This window comes from Sanguibacter massiliensis (genome assembly GCF_900240335.1).
Lineage (GTDB): Bacteria > Actinomycetota > Actinomycetes > Actinomycetales > Cellulomonadaceae > Flavimobilis > Flavimobilis massiliensis.
The window spans coordinates 2,668,636-2,686,332 of sequence record NZ_LT964979.1 but is presented as its reverse complement, the minus strand read 5'-3'; the positions used below and the strand labels follow the sequence as shown (position 1 = coordinate 2,686,332).

The window sequence follows — 17,697 nt, the reverse complement described above, 5'->3', positions numbered from 1 at the left end:
GATTTCGCGGAGCGCTGACGGTCCCGCCGGGAAAACCATTCCCGGATGTCGGAGGCGAGGGTTATCGTCGGTCGTTGCCCCCCTCCGACGGAAGGCACCCCGGTGACACTCCTGCGCCTCGCGCTCCGCCACGCCCGCCCCTACTGGTGGTGGATCGCCGCGGTCGGCGTCCTCCAGCTCGCCTCGACCATCGCGGCCCTCTACCTGCCGAGCCTCAACGCCCGCATCATCGACAAGGGCGTCTCAGTCGGCGACGTCGACTTCATCTGGCGCACGGGCTTCCAGATGCTCATCGTGTGCCTCGCCCAGGTCGTCACCGCGATCGCCGCCGTCTACTTCGGCGCCCGCACCTCGATGAGCATCGGACGCGACCTCCGTCGCGAGGTGTTCCGCAAGGTCGACTCGCTCGGCACGCTCGACGTCTCCCGCTTCGGCACCGCGACGCTCATCACGCGCTCGACGAACGACGTCCAGCAGGTGCAGATGCTCGTCCTCATGACGCTGAACTTCATGGTGTCGACGCCCATCATGTGCATCGGCGGCATCATCATGGCGCTGCGCGAGGACCCGGGCCTGTCGTGGCTCGTGTGGGTGTCCGTCCCGCTGCTCTTCGTCGTCGTGTCGATCCTCGTCGTCAAGCTGCTCCCGCTGTTCCGTCAGATGCAGGACCGCATCGACGCCATCAACGACGTCCTGCGCGAGCAGATCACCGGCATCCGCGTCATCCGCGCGTTCGTCCGCGAGCCCTTCGAGGCCCAGCGCTACCAGGACGCGAACCTCGCGATCACCGACGTGTCCGTCAAGGTCGGCAACCTCTTCGTCCTCATGTTCCCTGTCATCATGATGGTGCTCCACCTCGCGACCGCCGCCGTCCTGTGGTTCGGCGGGCACCGCGTCGACGCGGGCCAGATCCAGGTCGGCGCGCTCACCGCGTTCCTCCAGTACCTCCTGCAGATCCTCGTCGCCGTCATGATGGGCACCTTCATGATGATGATGATCCCGCGCGCCGTCGTCTCCGCCGAGCGCATCGACGAGGTCCTCGAGGCCGTCCCGACGATGAAGGCGCCGGCCGAGGGCTCCGCGCCCGCCCCGCAGGGCGGCGACGTCGTCTTCGACCACGTGACCTTCGGATACCCGGGCGCCGAGCTGCCCGTCCTCGACGACGTGACGTTCACCGCCCGCGCGGGCCGCACGACCGCAATCGTCGGCTCGACCGGCTCCGGCAAGACGACCCTCCTCGGGCTCGTCCCGCGACTCTTCGAGCCGCAGCAGGGCGCCGTGACGATCGGCGGCGTGCCCGTCTCCGCGCTCGGCCGCCACCAGATCGCAGGTCTCGTCGGGCTCGTCCCGCAGAAGCCCTACCTCTTCTCCGGCACGATCGCCTCCAACCTGCGCTTCGGCCGGCCCGAGGCCACCGAGGACGAGATGTGGCACGCGCTCGAGGTCGCGCAGGCCGCCGACTTCGTCCGGGCCAAACCCCAGGGCCTCGAGGAGCCCGTCGCCCAGGGCGGCACGAACGTCTCCGGCGGACAGCGCCAGCGCCTCTGCATCGCGCGCGCTCTCGCCGCGGACCCGCAGGTCTACCTCTTCGACGACTCGTTCTCCGCGCTCGACGTCACGACCGACGCACTCCTGCGGGAGGCGCTCGCCGACGCGACCGAGGGCGCGACCGTCATCATCGTCGCGCAGCGCATCTCGACGATCCGCACGGCCGACCACATCGTCGTCCTCGACGGCGGCAAGGTCGTCGGCGAGGGCACGCACGACGCGCTCCTCGCCTCGAACGAGACCTACCGCGAGATCGTCGAGTCCCAGATGAGCATCGAGGGGTGGCCTGATGGCCCGCACGGACCGCCGGCGCGAGAGCGCCGAGGCGACCATCGAAGCGACCGCCGAGGCGGCCGCGGCCGTCGCCGCCGAGGAGGAGCTCGACTTCACGCCCGGCGAGATGGACGGCGACCCCTTCATGGGCGGCCCCCCCCGCACGCAAGGCTCAGCACTTCTGGCCGTCGGCCAAGCGCCTCGTGGGGCTTCTCGCACCCGAGAAGGCGCTCATGGGCGTCGTCCTCGCGTTCGTCGTGGGCAGCGTCATCCTGTCCGTCATCGCGCCGAAGGTCCTCGGCAAGGCGATGGACGTGATCTTCGCGGGCTGGATCGGCAGCACGCAGCTGCCCGCGGACGTCACGCTCGAGGCTGCCGTCGCCGGGCTGCGGGCCCAGGGGCAGGACACGCTCGCGGACATGCTGCTGCGCTCGGGCGCCGTGCCGGGCCAGGGCATCGACTTCGACCGGCTCGCGATCCTCATCGCGACGGTCCTCGGCCTCTACGTCGTCTCGTCGATCTTCATGTGGGCGCAGGGGTTCATCCTCAACCGTCTCGTCATGCGCGTCGTCTTCAACCTCCGCGAGGACATTGAGCGCAAGCTCAACCGGCTGCCGCTGTCCTACTTCGACACGCGCCAGCGCGGCGACGTCATGTCGCGCGTGACGAACGACGTCGACAACGTGCAGGCCGCGCTCCAGCAGGCGTTCAGCCAGCTCGTGCAGTCGATCATGATGGTGCTCGGCATCCTCGTGATGATGTTCGTCGTCTCGTGGCAGCTCGCGCTGCTCGCCCTCATCGCCCTCCCGCTGTCCGGCGCGGTCGCCGGCGTCATCGGCGTCCGCGCGCAGCGTCTCTTCAAGGCGCAGTGGACGCACACGGGCGCCGTCAACGGGCACGTCGAGGAGACGTTCTCCGGCATGGACCTCGTGCGTGCCTACGGCCGCGACGAGGTCATGCTCGCGGAGTTCGACGAGCGCAACGACAAGCTCTTCGAGGCGTCGTTCGGCGCCCAGTTCGTCTCGGGCATGATCATGCCCGCGATGACGTTCGTCTCCTATCTCTCCTACGTGCTCATCGCGGTAGGCGGAGGCCTGCGCGTCGCGTCGGGCAGCATGACGCTCGGTGACGCGACCGCGTTCATCCAGTACTCGCGGGAGTTCACGCAGCCCATCTCCGAGATGGCGGGCATCGCCAACATGCTCCAGTCCGGTGTCGCGTCCGCGGAGCGCACGTTCGAGCTCCTCGACGCCGAGGAGGAGGAGCCCGACGCCGCGACGGCCACGCTGCCCGCCCGGACGGACGGCCACGTCGAGCTCCGCGACGTCTCGTTCTCCTACGACCCGGCGAGCCCGCTCATCGAGAACCTCTCGCTCACGGTCCACCCCGGCCAGACGGTCGCGATCGTCGGGCACACGGGCGCGGGCAAGACGACGCTCGTCAACCTCATCATGCGGTTCTACGAGATCCAGGGCGGGCAGATCCTCGTCGACGGCGTCGACGTCCGCGACCTCACGCGCGCCGACCTGCGCGGTCAGGTCGGCATGGTCCTCCAGGACGCGTGGCTGTGGGGCGGCACGATCCGCGACAACATCCGCTACGGGCGTCTCGACGCAACCGACGAGGAGGTCGTCGAGGCCGCGAAGGCCACGATGGTCGACCGCTTCGTGCGGCAGCTGCCCGACGGCTACGACACGGTCGTCGACTCCGACGGCGGCTCCGTCTCCGCAGGCGAGCGGCAGCTCATCACGATCGCGCGCGCGTTCCTCTCGCAGCCGTCGCTGCTCATCCTCGACGAGGCGACGAGCTCGGTCGACACGCGCACCGAGCTGCTCGTCCAGCACGCGATGCACGCGCTGCGCTCCGACCGCACGTCGTTCGTCATCGCGCACCGGCTCTCGACGATCCGCGACGCGGACCTCATCCTCGTCATGGAAGCTGGCCGGATCGTCGAGCAGGGCACGCACGCGGAGCTCCTCGAGCGACGCGGCGCGTACCACGAGCTCTACGAGAGCCAGTTCCGCGGCGGGCACGAGGAGGCCACGGCGGATGCCGCTGGGGCGCCCGTCGGGGCACCGGCTGGGGCACCGGCTGAGGCACCTGCTGGGGAGGCGTCAGGCGCGGAGGTGCCGGACACCGAGGCGTAGCGGGGACTACCGTGACCCCATGCGTATCGGCGTTCCCACGGAGACCAAGCCCCACGAGTATCGCGTCGCGTGCACCCCAGGAGGGGTGCACGCGCTCGTGGCCGCAGGCCACGAGGTTCTCGTCCAGGCCGGTGCAGGCGCGGGTTCCGCGATGCCCGACGACGACTACGCCGCGGCGGGCGCGACGATCGTCGCGGACGGTGCGGACGTCTGGGAGCGGGCGGACCTCGTGTGCAAGGTCAAGGAGCCGACGGCCAACGAGCAGCCGCTCATGCGCGAGGGCCAGCTGCTCTTCGCGTACCTCCACGCGGCGGCGGACCTCACGCTCACGCGTGCGCTCCTCGACCGCGGGGTGACGAGCCTCGCGTACGAGACGGTGACGGGTTCGCACGGCGGGCTGCCGCTGCTCGCGCCGATGAGCGAGATCGCGGGGCGGCTCGCGGCGCAGGTCGGTGCGGTCGAACTCATGCGGTCGCGCGGCGGCCGGGGCATCCTCATGGGCGGAGTCCCGGGGACGCCGCCGGCCAAGGTCATCGTCCTCGGCGGGGGGACGGTGGGGCGCAACGCAGCGCAGATCGCGCTCGGGATGCGCGCGGACGTCACGGTCGTCGACATCTCCCCCGAGACACTGCGGGCGATCGACACGGAGACGAACGGTCACGTGCGCACGGCTGCGTCGAACGCGTGGGAGATCGAGCCGCTCCTCCTCGAGGCCGACCTCGTCGTCGGGGCGGTGCTCGTCCCCGGCGCGCGGACGCCGCACCTCGTCTCGGACGAACTCGTCGCGCGGATGCGTGAGGGGTCGGTGCTCGTCGACGTCGCGATCGACCAGGGTGGGTGCTTCGAGGTCTCACGGCCGACGACGCACGACGACCCCGTCTACCAGGTGCACGGCTCGCGCGTGTACGCCGTGGGGAACATGCCGGGCGCGGTGCCGGTGACGTCGACGCGCGCGCTGACGAACGCGACGCTGCCGTACCTGCTCGAGCTCGCGGCGGGCGGTGGGAACCTCGTCGCCGACGGGCTGCCGCCGCGGCAGGCTGCGCTGCGGGCGGGGCTGCGGGCGGGGCTCACGACGCGTGACGGCCTGCTGTGGCACGCGGGTGTCGCGGAGGCGCACGGTCTTGAGCTTGCGTCGGCCTGAGCCTCTCGGCACCCCCACCCTGGATACCTAGCCTATCTAGGTTTATGCTGACGGGGTGACCGCACCCCGCACCCGCCTACTGCGCACCCTCGTCCCCGCGCTCCTCGTCATCGCCTGGCTCGGACTCGCCTCGTTCGGCGGCCCGCTCTTCGGCCGCGTCGACGAGGTCTCGTCGAACGACCCGACGGCCTACCTGCCGACGAGCGCCGAGGCCACCCAGGTCCAGAAGCAGCTCACGGGCTTCCTCGGCGACGACGCGATCCCCGCGGTCGTCGTCGCGGTCCGCGACGGCGGCCTCACCGAGGCCGACCTCGCAGCGCTCGCCGCCGCCGCCGAGGCCGCAGGCGCGATCGAGCAGGTCGCAGGCGGCGCGAGCCCCGCGATCCCGTCGGAGGACGGCCAGGCCGTGCAGGTGTTCGTGGCCCTCAGCACGCAGTCCGACCTCGGCGAGGGCGTCGAAGCGATCCGTGCCGCCTTCGCCTCCCAGACGCCCGACGGCGTCAAGGTCCTCGTCACCGGACCCGCCGGCCTCTCCGCCGACCTCGGCGACGCGTTCGCCGGCATCGACGGCCTCCTCCTCGGCGTCGCGCTCGCCGCGGTCCTCGTCATCCTCATCGTCGTCTACCGCTCCCCCGTCCTGCCGCTCCTCGTCCTCACGTCGAGCGTCTTCGCCCTGTGCGCCGCGCTCGCGACCGTGTGGCTGCTCGCCAAGGAGGGCGTCGTCCTCCTCTCCGGGCAGACGCAGGGCATCCTCTTCATCCTCGTCATCGGCGCGGCCACCGACTACGGGCTCCTCTACGTCTCCCGCTTCCGCGAGGAGCTCCGCGCGCAGCCCGACCGCTGGGCCGCGACGCGCGCGGCCCTGCGTGGCTCGTTCGAGCCGATCGTCGCCTCGGGCGGCACCGTCATCGCCGGACTCCTGTGCCTCCTGCTCTCCGACCTCCAGTCGAACCGCGACCTCGGCCCGATCGCCGCGATCGGCATCGTCTGGGCGATGATCGCGTCGTTCACCCTGCTGCCCTCGCTCCTCGCGCTCACCGGCGGCGTCGCATTCTGGCCGCGCCGCCCGCAGCCGCTCACTCCCGAGCAGGTCGCCGACCCCGACGCACGCATGCCGCAGCGCGGCCTCTGGCACGCGCTGCCCGGCGCCGTCTCCCGCCGCCCCCGCACGCTCTGGGTCGGCACGACGGTCGTGCTCCTCCTCGCGAGCGTCGGGCTTACTCAGCTCAAGGCCGACGGCGTCGCGCAGTCCGACCTCGTCCTCGGTGACTCCCCTGCCCGCACCGGACAGCAGCTCCTCGCCGAGCACTTCCCCGGCGGCTCCGGCTCACCGACGTACGTCCTGGCCCCCGAGGGCTCGCTCGACGCCGTCGCGACGACGATCCTCGGCACCCCCGGCGTCGCCGGCCTCGCGGTGACGGCGCAGGACTCGCCGTCGGGCACCGCGCCCGTCACCGCGGACGGCATCCAGCCCGTCGGCCGCCCCGGCACGGAGGCGCCCGCACCGACCATCGTCGACGGGAACGTCCTCCTCCAGGCGACCCTCACCGACGCCGCGGACTCGACGGCCGCCGAGACGACGGTGCGCGCGCTGCGCACCGCCCTCGCGGATGACGCCCTCGTGGGTGGCACGACCGCGACAGCGATCGACTCCGACGACGCCTCCGTCCACGACCGGAACCTCATCATCCCCGTCGTGCTCCTTGTCATCCTCCTCATCCTCGGGCTGCTGCTGCGCGCGATCGTCGCGCCGCTGCTCCTCGTCGCGACCGTCGTCCTCTCGTTCGCGGCCACCCTCGGCGTGAGCGCCCTCGTCTTCAACCATGTGCTCGACATGCCCGGTGCAGACCCGGCCGTGCCGCTCTTCGGCTTCGTGTTCCTCGTCGCGCTCGGCATCGACTACAACATCTTCCTCATGACGCGTGTGCGCGAGGAGTCGCTCGCGCACGGCACGCACCTCGGCATGACGCGCGGCCTGGCGATCACGGGCGGCGTCATCACGTCGGCCGGCCTCGTGCTCGCCGCGACGTTCGCGGCGCTCGCGGTCCTGCCGATCCTCTTCCTCGTGCAGCTCGCGTTCATCGTTGCGTTCGGCGTGCTCGTCGACACGTTCCTCGTGCGGACCGTCCTTGTGCCCGCGCTCGGCTACGACGTCGGCCGTGCGATCTGGTGGCCGTCGAAGCTCACGCGGGGCGAACGATGAGGATCTGGTCGCTCGCCCCGGCCGAGCTCGACCGCGTCGGGCTTGTCGCGTGCTGGCGCGAGACCCTGCTCGCGCAGGCCGTCCTTGCGGGGCGCACGCGCGGGTACACGCGCCACCCGCAGCTCGAACGGTTCCGGGACGCTCCCGACCCGCTCGGGGCGGTCGGTGCGTACCTCACGGCGCTCGCCGACGAGGCCGACGTGCGCGGCTACCGCTTCGACCGCACCCGCATCGACCGGCCCGGCCCCGCGCCCGCGCGGCTCACCGTGACGACGGGCCAGCTCGAGCTCGAGCGCGCGCACCTCACGGCGAAGCTCGCCGTGAGGGCACCGGACGACCTCGCGCGGCTCGGCCCGGAGGTGCACGCGCACCCGCTCTTCGACGTCGTCGACGGCCCCGTCGCGACGTGGGAGCGTGCGCTGCCCGACGCCGCGCGCACCTGACCGACGCGCGCGACGCTGCATTCGGGGAGAGGCTAGGACGATGACGACCGACGAAACGACCACCCCGCGCCTCCTCGGCGGCCCCCGGCGCGTGCTCGTCACGGGCGCGACCGGGTACGTCGGCGGCAGGCTCGTCCCCGAACTCCTCGCGGAGGGGCACGACGTGCGCGTCGCCGTGCGCGCGCCCGAGCGGCTCGCCGACGTCCCGTGGCGCGACGACGTCGACGTGCGCCGCGCGGACCTCGGCGACGCCGAGGCCGTCGCGGCCGCGCTCCGCCCGCGCGGTGCGGCGCCCGACGCGCCCGGCGACGTCGACGTCGTCTACCACCTCGTCCACTCGATGAGCACGGGTGGGGACTACGCACGCACCGAGCTGACGATCGCGCGCACCGTCGCGCGTGCGTGCGCCGCCGCGGACGTCGGACGCATCGTCTACCTCGGCGGCCTGCACCCGCGCGGCGTCGACCTCTCGCCCCACATGGCGTCCCGCACCGCCGTGGGTGACGCGCTGCTCGGCTCGGGCGTGCCGACGCTCGTCCTCGACGCGGGCGTCGTCATCGGCTCCGGCTCCGCGTCGTTCGAGATGATCCGGCACCTCACCGAGAATCTGCCGTTCATGCCCGCACCGTCGTGGGTCGGCAACCTCGTCGAGCCCATCGCGGTGCGTGACGTCCTCCACTACCTGCGCGGGGCCGCACGCGTGCCCGCGAGCGTCTCGGGCCGCTTCGACATCGGCTCACGCGACGTCCTCACGTACGCGGCGCTCATGCACGGCTACCGCCACGAGGCCGGGCTGGGGCGACGACGCATCTACGCGTTCCCCGTGCCTGCGCCGCGGCTCGCCGGCTGGTGGGTCGCGCTCGTCACGCCCGTGCCGCACGCCATGGCCGTCCCGCTCGTCCAGTCCCTCCAGCACGACGCGATCTGCCGCGACACCCGCATCGACGGCATCATCCCGCCACCTCCGGGCGGCCTCACCGGGTACCGGGAGGCAGTGCGGCTCGCGCTCGCGCGCGAGCGACGCGGCGAGGTGACGACGACGTGGGCGAGCGCGAGCGGCGGCGTGTCCGCCGACCCGCTGCCGTCCGACCCGCCGTGGTCAGGCGCGACGGTGCGCGTCGACGCCCGCTCGCGCATCGCCCGCGACCTCGAGCCCGCCGACGTGTGGCCCGTCGTCGAGGGGATCGGCGGACGCAACGGGTGGTACTCGTGGCCCGTTGCGTGGGCGGTGCGCGGCATCCTCGACACGTTCGCGGGCGGACCCGGCGCCAGGCGCGGCCGACGCCACCCCGAGATGCTCGCCGTCGGCGACCCCGTCGACTGGTGGCGCGTCGAGCGTCTCGAGCGCGGGCGCTACCTGCGGCTGCGCGCCGAGATGCGCGTCGCCGGACGGGCGTGGCTCGAGATGCGCGTCGAGCCTGCCCCGGGCGGCGGCACCCGCTACGACCAGCGGGCCGTCTACCTGCCGCACGGTCTGCCCGGCAAGCTCTACTGGGGGCTCATCGCGCCGTTCCACGCGATCGTCTTCCCGTCGATGGCGCGCAACATCCTCGCGCGCGCCCGCGAGCTGCGCGTCACCAGCCCGCGAGGACCGCGATGACGACGAGGGTGACGATGAACCCGCACACCTGGTTGAGCCACAGGAAGCGTCGCCAGCCGGCGTTCGCCGTCTCGCACGTCGTGTCGGTGACGTCGCGGTGCGGCCACACGTTGATGAGGTGGAGGAGCGGCACGAGTGCCGCGACACGCCCCGGCCACCCTGCGCCGACGAGCAGGACGACGGCCGCGAGCGCGTAGACCGCGAGCGCAAGACGCGTCGTGCGCCGCGCCCCGAGGACGGTCGCGACCGAGCCGATGCCGGCCGCCCGGTCCGCGCGCACGTCCTGGACCGCACCGAACGCATGGGATGCGGCGCCCCAGCAGAAGAACGCCGCGAGCACCGCGAGCACCTCGCTCGTCCACGCGCCGCCCGTGAGCGCGACCCCGTAGACGGCCGGCGCGACGAAGTGCGTCGAGCTCGTGAGCGAGTCGAGCACGGGCCGTTCCTTAAGCCGCAGCGGCGGCGCCGAGTAGCCGACGACCGCGACGACCGCGACGACGAGGACGACGTTGGCGAGCGCCGTCCCGGCGGCGAGCAGTACGACGAGGAACGGCACGTTCGTCACGAGGGCCGCGACGAGCGTCGTGCGGTGGAGGCCGCGTTCGAGGACGATCCCCTCGACGCCGCCCTTGCGCGGGTTCGCGAGATCCGACTCGTGGTCGAAGACGTCGTTGATGCCGTACATCGCGAGGTTGTACGGGACGAGGAGGTAGAGTGCCGCGACGATCCCGAGCCACCACGAGGACCCGCCCGCGAGGAGGTAGGCCGCGACGAACGGGTAGGCGGTGTTGATCCACGAGACGGGTCGCGACGTACCGATGAGCCGCGCGAGGACGCGCCGTGCCGGGGTGCGTCCGGGCGCCTCGGCAGGAGCGCCTGCGGCGGTGCCCGCCGAGGACGTCGGCCGCGGGAGCGTCACGTCCGTGGCCGCGAGACGTTCTCCCCGCGCGGACGACGTCCACCCGTCAACGCGCACCGGCTCGGCAGGCCGTGGCGCGGTCGCGGCGGCGAGCGCGGGCAGGACGAGCGCAGTCGCGAGCGGCCAGGCGAGGTCCTCGAGGGGCGCGAGCCCGACGCGTACGCCGAGCAGCTGTGACGCGTCGAAGCGGAAGAGGTCCGCGGCGATCATCGCGGAATCGAAGACGACGGTGAGCACGAGGAGCACGAGCGCGGTGAGCGCCGTCGCGACGCCGAGGTTCTCGGGGAGCGTCCCGCGCGAGCGCGCAACCGCCCGGCAGACGACGTGCCCGAGCGCCGCGAGGACGAGGACGAGGGCGGCAAGGCCGGCGTACGTCATGAGGCGTCCCTCCCGTCGGGCCACTGGTCGCGACGCTGCCCGAGCCACCGGAGCATCCCTGCGGCGACGACGAGCGTCACGTACGCGAGGAAGACGACGAAGACGATCTCCTCGATGGGCAGGTGCGGTGCGACCTCGACGCCCACGAGCGCGTCGCCGAGGCCGCGTCCGTAGAAGCCGGCTCGGATCGCGACGACGTCCCACACGAGGAGCAGCGCGGCGCCGGCGCCGACGACGCCGAGCACGCGCAGGCGCGTGCCGAACGGGCTGCGACGCGCTCCGAGGAGGAGCCGCCAGCGCAGGTCGATCGCGAGGACTCCGGCGGCCGAGACGAGGAGCGCCGCGAGGTAGGCGCCGGTCATCGCGCGTCCGACGGCGTGTGGGGCTGTGTCGTCGTCGGCACGTCGGCCGACGCCCCTCCGCGTGCCCGCGCGAGCGTGTCGTGCGCGACCTGAGCGCTCAGCAGACACATGGGCACGCCGACGCCAGGCACGGTCGACGCCCCGGCGTGGATGAGGCCGTCGACGCGCCGGGAGGTGTTGCGGGCCCGGAGCATCGCTGACTGGCGGAGGGTGTGCGCGGGGCCGAGGGCCCCGCCGCGCCACGCGTGGAGGTCGGCGGCCATGTCGCCGGGGCCGACGGTGCGGCGCACGACGATGCGTTCGGCGAGGTCGGGCACACCGGCCCACGCGGCGAGCTGGGCGATCGCGGCGTCAGCGATCCGCTCGACGCCCGGGTCGCCCGTCCCGTCGAGGCCGCCGCGGCCGAGCTCCGGGTCGGCGTGGACGGGCACGAGGAGGAAGAGGGTCTCGTGACCGTCGGGCGCGACGGTGGCGTCGGTGCGGGACGGTGCGCACACGTACGCGGACGCGGGGTCCGGCAGGGGTCGGTGCCCGTCGACGGCGTCGAAGCCCTCGGTCCAGTCGCGCGTGAACATCAGGGTGTGGTGCGTGAGCTCGGGAAGCCGCCCGCGGACGCCGAGGTGGACGAGGACAGCACCCGGACCGGGGGCGCGCCGCGCCCACCAACGCTCCGGGTAGGTGCGCAGGTGAGCCGGCAGGATCTGCGTCTCGAGGTGGTGGAGGTCGCCCGCGTGGACGACGACGTCTGCGTCGATCGTGCGCGGGCCGTCCCGCCCGACGACGTCGATGCCGGTGACGTGGGCGCGGGGTCGCTTCGCGGTGCGGACGCTCCCGGCGCCCGTCGTCGTCCGGAGCGCGGTGACCTCTGTGCCGAGCGTGAGCCGGGCGCCAGCGTCCTCGGCGAGGCGGGCGAGCGATCGCGTCACCTCGCCGAAGCCGCCGCGGGGGTAACGGACGCCGTCGACGAGGTCGAGGTGGCTCATGAGGTGGTACATGCTCGGGGCGCGCTCGGGGCGGGTACCGAGGAAGACCGCGGGGTAGCCGAGGACCTGCCGGAGGCGCCGGTCGGCGAACCGCGTACCGACGTGCCGGGACAGCGGCACGGCGAGCAGCCGGGCGAGCGTCGGCAGGCGCCGCAGGACGGCGGGCACGAGGAGGTCGCGCGGGCGGCTGAAGTCGGTGCGGAGCAGGTGGTCGACGGCCACGCGGTACACGTCGCGCGCCTCGTCGAGGTAGCGGCCGAGGCGTGCGCCGGCACCGGCCTCGACGGACTCGAAGAGCTCCGTCGCGTGCGCGCGGCCGGAGCGGACGTCGAGCGGTTCCGCGTCCTCGGCGAGCACGCGGTAGGCGGGGTCGAGGTCGACGAGGTCGAGCTGCTCGGCGGTCGTCGTGCCGACCTCCCGGTAGAACGCCTCGAAGACCTCGGGCATGAGGAACCACGACGGTCCGAGGTCGAACGTGAAGCCGTCGCGCTGCCACGTGCCGGCGCGGCCGCCGACGGTGTCGAGCCGGTCGACGACCTCGACGTCGTCGCCCGCGCGGGCGAGGAGCGCGGCGGTCGCGAGCCCCGCGACGCCGGCTCCGACGATGACGACGCGGCTCATCGCGCCGCCCGGGCGCGCAGACCGGTGTGCTGGCCGGCGGGCGGCCCCGCGGGCAGCGTCGCGGGCTGGGACCCGGCGCCGCGCCCCCGCGCGCCGTGGTTGCGCGCGAGAGCGTCGCGGGCGAGGGCCCGGCCGACGACGAGCGCCTTGCGCTTGGCGGGGACGCTCACGCGCGTCGTCGCGATCTCGGCGGCGGGTGTCGCGCGCAGGAGTCGGGAGAGCTCGGCGAAGAGCGCCGTCGCGGCGACGACGGCCCGTCGTGCGCCCATCGGCAGGAGCGGGATGGCCGTGCGGGCCAGGGCGATCTCCGCGTCGACGTCGTCGAGCGCGGCGTCACGGGCCGCGTCGCTCGGCGCGGCGACGAGCTCGGCGAGGTAGGCGCGGCCACGGTCGTCGAGGTCGGCGCCGAGGTCGCGGACGAAGTTGACCTTCTGGAACGCGGAGCCGAGCGCGCACGCGCCCGGTGCCGCGTCACGCACGAGTCGCGTGCGCTCGGGCGTGGGAAGGTCGGCGGCGAAGATCTGCAGGCACATGAGCCCGACGACCTCCGCGGAGCCGTGGACGTACGTCGCGAGCGATGCGGCGTCGTGCGCGTCGCGGACGAGGTCGGTGCGCATCGCGTCGAAGAACGGCCCCGTGAGGTCGGCGCCGATGCTGCAGCGCGCCGCGGCGAGCGTGAACGCGTGGACGACGAGGTTCGTCGAGCAGCCCCGGGCGCGTGCGCGCGCGACCTCGTCCTCGAGGGCGTCGAGGAGCGCTGCGCGGGCTGCGGGGTCGACGTCGTCGAGCGCGCCGTCGACGATCTCGTCAGCGAGCCGCACGAGTCCGTAGACGGCACGCACGTCGGCACGCTGCGCGGGCGGCAGGAGCCGCACCGCGAGGGAGAAGCTCGTCGAGTAGCTCGCGATGACGGTCTCGCTCGCAGCGCGCGCGGCCGCGTCGTACCGGGAGCGGTCGACCCGGCTCATCGTTCCGCCCTCGCCCCGTCGCAGAGCATCGCGAGCAGCGGCTCGGGCACCCCGGCCGCCCGACCGACGTGGACGGCACTCGCGAGCCGGTCGTCGGCGAGAGTCGTCACGGCGTCGGCGACGCCGTGCTCCTCGAGAGCGCGGCGCACGGGGGCGGCGCGCTCCTCGTCGAGGTCGGCGTCGCCGAGGACGGAGGCGACGACGGGCCATGCGGCCGTCCGGGCCGCGACGGCGACGACCGCGGTGACGCGCCCCTCGCGCAGGTCGGAGACGCAGGACTTCCCGGTCGTCGCCGGGTCGCCGAACGTGCCGCGCAGGTCGTCGCGCAGCTGGAAGGCGACGCCGACGAGCCTCCCGACCCGCTCGAGCGCGGGAGCGAGCGCACGGGCCTGCGGCGTGCCCACGAGGAGCGCGGCCGCGCGCAGGGGCCACACGAACGTGTAGGCCGCGGTCTTGCGCTCGGCGGTCGTGAGAGCCGTCGCAAGATCGGGGGTCGCGCTCGGGAGCGCGGTCGTGTCGGCGAGCTCGCCCGCGGCGGACTCGGCGATGACGTCGCTGAGCAGCTCGAGGAGCGCGGCGCGCGTCGGCGCGTCGACGTCGAGCGCGGCGACCGCGGTGACGGCGCGGACGAGGGCGAGGTCGCCCGCGAGGATGCCTGCGGCGAGCCCGGCGTCGTCGGCTGCGGCCACGTCGGCGCCGCGCGACCGGGCGAGGGCACGATGCCGGGCGACGACGGTGGGTCGTCCGCGTCGGACGTCGTCGTGGTCGATGACGTCGTCGTGGACGACGAACGCCGTGTGGAGGAGCTCGGTCGCGTCGGCGAGCGCGTGGGCGACGTCGTCGCGCGTGCCGCCGAGCGCTCGGTAGGTCGCGAGAAGGAGCGCGGGGCGCACGCCGCTGCCGCCGTCGGCGGAGTCGGCGAGCGCGTCCCAGAGGGTTGCGAGGTGGCCGCCCGGGTCCGGGAGGCGCATCGCGCAGGCGCGGAGGGCGGCGACGAGGCTGCGGCTCGTCCACTCCGGCGGCGAGGGCTGGCCGGGGGCGACGAGCTCGGGCGCGCTGCTCGCGGGGGCGCTGTGAGCGCGTCCGGCGACGGCCGTGCTCATCGGACGTCCTCGAGCGTGGCGAGCTCGCGGAGCTGCGCGACGGCCCACGGGCTCAGCGCCCAGGGCGCTGCGACCGCGGCGTGGCCGAGGTCGGCGGCGTCGACCCAGGCGGTCTCGACGACCTCGTCGGGGTCGGGGGTGAGCGTGGGGCGGTGCCCGGGGAGGCGCGCGACGACGACGGGGCACAGCTCGTTCTCGACGATGCCGTGGGCGTCGACGGCGCGGTAGCGGAAGTCGGGCAGGACGATCTCGAGGTCGACGAGGGCGTCTGTCCCGAGTTCGGTGAGCGCGTGGCGTCGGACGGCGTCGAGGAGGTCCTCCCCCGGCCGGGGGTGGCCGCAGAACGCGTTGGTCCACACGCCGGGCCACGAGCGCTTCGTGAGGGCGCGGCGGCTGAGGAGGAGGTCGCCCGCGTCGTCGGTGACGTGGCACGAGAAGGCGAGGTGGAGCGGGGTGGTCGTGGTGTGGACGGCTTCGCGCGGGGCGGTTCCGGCGGGGCGTCCGCCGTCGTCGAGGAGGACGACGAGGTCGGCGGCGTCGCGCCCGGGGGCGTCGCCTGCGTGGATGGTCCGGGGCGGGTGTGCGACGAGCGTCATGTCAGCTCCTTCACCGAGAGGTTGCTCGCAACATTACTAGCCGAACTAGCAACTTGTCACGCTAGGATTATCTTGTGCATGAGGAATCCCCTGGGGCCACGTCCCCCTACTGGTTCGGCGACGACGATATCCGCAATCTCCTCGAGGCGCTCCGCGCCTTCCGCCTCGCCGACTCCAGCATGCGCCGCCGCACCGCCCGCGCCATGGACATGAACGAGTCCGACATGATGGCGCTCCAGCTCGTCGTCGCCGCCGAACGCCACGGCACCGTCGTCACACCCAACGCGATCGCCCTCCACCTCGACATCTCGACCGCCTCGACGACCAAGCTCGTCGACCGGCTCGAGTCCGGCGGCTACCTCGTCCGCGAGCCGCACCCCACCGACCGACGCTCCGTGCAGCTGCGCCCCACCGCACACGCGCACGACGAGATCCGCGCGCGACTCACCCACATGCACGCCGAGATGGAGCGCGTCGCACGTGCCGTGCCCGAAGCTTCCCGCAGCGACGTCGCCGCGTTCCTCCGGGCGGTCGCCGAGATCCTCGAGCGTCAGGATGGCATCGCGCCGCTCACGTGAGCGGCGGGCTGCCGGTTCCTCACCACTCGGCGGCGGGCCCGTCCGCGTCGCGGCACGTCACCCCCGGTATCGCTCCGGGCTCCTTCCGCGTCACCCGCCTCGGTCTGCCCCCATGGGCCCGGCTCGCCGGCCTCGTCGGGATCAGGTCCGGGGAAGCTCGGCGCCGTTCCGGGAAAGTTCAGCGCCGCTCCGGGAAACGTTGAGGGCCGCATCCCGACTGGGATGCGGCCCTCGCTGTGGAGCTAAGGAGATTCGAACTCCTGACCTCTTCGATGCGAACGAAGCGCGCTACCAACTGCGCCATAGCCCCGTGAAGCGAGAACTACGTTAGCACGCGCTGGACCCCGCGGAAAAATCGGCGGGGCCGCGCAGGCCGATCAGGCTCCGGAGGCGCGCCGGCGCGCGAGGATCGCGTCGAGACCGAGGCCGAGACCCTCGGTCGTCGTCGCGGGCTCCTCCGCGGACCCGGCCGTGCTGCCCGAGGCCTGTGCGCGCTCGGCGGCGTTCGCGGGCGTCGTGACGTCGGCGCCATCGAGCGGCGCGACCTCACGACGGGGCGCAGCGGCCTTCATCGTGTACGTCGGACGCGGCAGCGAGAAGCCACCGAGGACGCGGTCGTCGTCGGGCGCCGAGGACTCCGCGGTCGCCGAGCCGGTCGTGTCGGGCACGGCGGTGCGGGACGCAGCGGAGGCGGACGCGGGAGCGTCGGCCGTGACGGCCGGAGCCGTGGCGCGGGCGGCAGGCGTCTCGCTGACGTCCGGGACCTCGGACTGCGGGGAGGCCTCGGGAGCGGCCTGGGCCGCTGCGGCGCGCCCGGCGGCGGCCGAGGCGCGCTCGAGGACCTCGGCGCTCGAGATCATCTGCGTCGTCGTCTGGCTGCCGTGCACGGCGCGACCGGTGACGCTCGCGCTGCGCGCACTGCCGGCGTGGGCCCGGGCGGCCGCGGAAGGACGGGCGGTACGGGCGGCGGGCTGCTCGGCAGGCGCGGGGCGTCGGGCGGGACGCGCGTTGGACGCGCGAGCTGCGAGCTCGGCGTCGGAGCGGCGGGCGGCGACGACGGCGCGACGTCCGAGCGCGAGGACCCCTCCGAGCGCGACGGTGAGCACGGTCGGCACGGCGACGTGGAGGGAGAACGCGCTCACCGCGGTCCACGCGATCGCGGACGCGGCAAGGAGCGTGAGCGTGAGGGCGAGGCGGCGGCGCGCAGCGGCAGCACGACGCTCGGCGACCGCACGGGCGCGCTCGTCGGCCGCGGTGCGGGCGGCAGCAGGGCGCGCGGCGGCAGGACTGGCGGCGGCACGTTCGGCTACGCCGGCCGTGGCGGTGGGGCTCACCGTCTGCAGACGCGGGGAGGCAGGCGCGCCGGGGCGCGTCCGGGCGGGCGCGCCGGGACGGCGCTGCGACGCGGTGACCGGTCGGTCCATGGTGACGGCTCCCTCTGCTGCTGCGGCCGGCTGCGCGATGACGACGGGCATCGGACCCGTCAGCAGACGACCGTGGGGAACCTGTCCTGGCGGGCAGTCACGCGACGTCCCGGGCTCCTCCCTGCCGTCACGCCGGGCGACCGCGAGGATCCGCATGGCGCCCGAGTGCCGGTCCTCGGTGCGTGCCGTGGCGACCTGCGACCGCTGCGACACGCGCTGAGGGAGGAGGTAGACCGCCCAGAACGCGGCGATGGCAAGCACCGCCGCCCCGGCCAGATTCTCCACTCCCCGACGGTATGCGAGCGGTGGCACGCTCCCACGGACGCCCTCCGGCGTGTCTTACACCGGTGTGATTCCACCCGTCGCGGGACGCTCGTCGACCGAACCGCGCAACCCTCTGCGATCGG

Annotated in this window: 13 protein-coding genes, 1 tRNA gene and 1 pseudogene; 7 read left to right on the top strand and 8 right to left on the bottom strand. The window is 73.7% G+C overall.

The annotated features are described in order from the left end of the window. Positions 1-102 precede the first annotated feature (102 nt). The 6 genes and pseudogenes from C1729_RS12420 to C1729_RS12395 form a co-directional block, all read left to right on the top strand. Positions 103-1,827 (top strand): annotated as a pseudogene (locus C1729_RS12420) (ABC transporter ATP-binding protein); the annotation flags it as partial. A gap of 227 nt (positions 1,828-2,054) precedes the next feature. After that, positions 2,055-3,968 carry an ABC transporter ATP-binding protein gene (locus C1729_RS12415; RefSeq protein WP_102510224.1) on the top strand — a complete coding sequence of 638 codons (1,914 nt, stop codon included), beginning with the start codon at positions 2,055-2,057 and terminating at the stop codon, positions 3,966-3,968. Between the two features lie 19 nt (positions 3,969-3,987). Beyond that, on the top strand, positions 3,988-5,112 hold the full coding sequence (gene ald / locus C1729_RS12410) for an alanine dehydrogenase (RefSeq protein ID WP_102510223.1): 1,125 nt from the start codon (positions 3,988-3,990) through the stop codon (positions 5,110-5,112). Positions 5,113-5,167: 55 nt separating this feature from the next. After that, positions 5,168-7,315 (top strand): MMPL family transporter, encoded by a 2,148-nt coding sequence (locus C1729_RS12405; protein WP_102510222.1) that lies wholly within the window; start codon positions 5,168-5,170, stop codon positions 7,313-7,315. Beyond that, a complete protein-coding gene (locus tag C1729_RS12400) occupies positions 7,312-7,758 on the top strand; it encodes a pyrimidine dimer DNA glycosylase/endonuclease V (RefSeq protein ID WP_102510675.1) in 447 nt (148 codons plus the stop codon). Before C1729_RS12405 ends, C1729_RS12400 begins: the two co-directional genes overlap by 4 nt. 40 nt (positions 7,759-7,798) lie before the next feature. Further along, positions 7,799-9,358, top strand: a complete 1,560-nt coding sequence (locus tag C1729_RS12395; RefSeq protein WP_102510221.1) for an SDR family oxidoreductase — start codon at positions 7,799-7,801, stop codon at positions 9,356-9,358. On the opposite strand, the gene C1729_RS12390 is transcribed toward C1729_RS12395, so the two are convergent. From C1729_RS12390 to idi, 6 genes are read right to left on the bottom strand one after another with little or no spacing between them, the layout of a single operon-like run. Continuing rightward, positions 9,333-10,655: a prenyltransferase gene (locus C1729_RS12390; protein ID WP_102510220.1), complete on the bottom strand. Its 1,323-nt coding sequence runs from the start codon at positions 10,653-10,655 to the stop codon at positions 9,333-9,335. The two genes, C1729_RS12395 and C1729_RS12390, sit on opposite strands and share 26 nt — an antisense overlap. After that, positions 10,652-11,017, bottom strand: coding sequence for a lycopene cyclase domain-containing protein (locus C1729_RS12385; RefSeq protein ID WP_102510219.1), 366 nt, complete (start codon positions 11,015-11,017; stop codon positions 10,652-10,654). Before C1729_RS12385 ends, C1729_RS12390 begins: the two co-directional genes overlap by 4 nt. Continuing rightward, positions 11,014-12,621, bottom strand: a complete 1,608-nt coding sequence (gene crtI / locus C1729_RS12380; protein WP_102510218.1) for a phytoene desaturase family protein — start codon at positions 12,619-12,621, stop codon at positions 11,014-11,016. The genes C1729_RS12385 and crtI overlap by 4 nt, the downstream gene beginning before the upstream one ends. Further along, complete coding sequence (locus C1729_RS12375; RefSeq protein WP_102510217.1) at positions 12,618-13,589, bottom strand: phytoene/squalene synthase family protein; 972 nt, start codon at positions 13,587-13,589, stop codon at positions 12,618-12,620. Before C1729_RS12375 ends, crtI begins: the two co-directional genes overlap by 4 nt. Beyond that, complete coding sequence (locus C1729_RS12370) at positions 13,586-14,692, bottom strand: polyprenyl synthetase family protein (protein WP_102510216.1); 1,107 nt, start codon at positions 14,690-14,692, stop codon at positions 13,586-13,588. Before C1729_RS12370 ends, C1729_RS12375 begins: the two co-directional genes overlap by 4 nt. Further along, positions 14,689-15,288, bottom strand: coding sequence for an isopentenyl-diphosphate Delta-isomerase (gene idi / locus C1729_RS12365; protein ID WP_102510215.1), 600 nt, complete (start codon positions 15,286-15,288; stop codon positions 14,689-14,691). Before idi ends, C1729_RS12370 begins: the two co-directional genes overlap by 4 nt. A 74-nt stretch (positions 15,289-15,362) precedes the next feature. Between idi and C1729_RS12360 the strand changes: the two genes are divergently transcribed. Further along, positions 15,363-15,866, top strand: coding sequence for a MarR family winged helix-turn-helix transcriptional regulator (locus C1729_RS12360; RefSeq protein WP_242493826.1), 504 nt, complete (start codon positions 15,363-15,365; stop codon positions 15,864-15,866). Between the two features lie 237 nt (positions 15,867-16,103). Here the strand turns inward: C1729_RS12360 and C1729_RS12355 are convergent. Together C1729_RS12355 and C1729_RS12350 are read right to left on the bottom strand one after the other, a co-directional pair. Further along, positions 16,104-16,176: transfer RNA gene (locus tag C1729_RS12355), tRNA-Ala, on the bottom strand. Between the two features lie 67 nt (positions 16,177-16,243). Then, a complete protein-coding gene (locus C1729_RS12350) occupies positions 16,244-17,575 on the bottom strand; it encodes a hypothetical protein (RefSeq protein ID WP_129590754.1) in 1,332 nt (443 codons plus the stop codon). Positions 17,576-17,697: the final 122 nt, after the last annotated feature.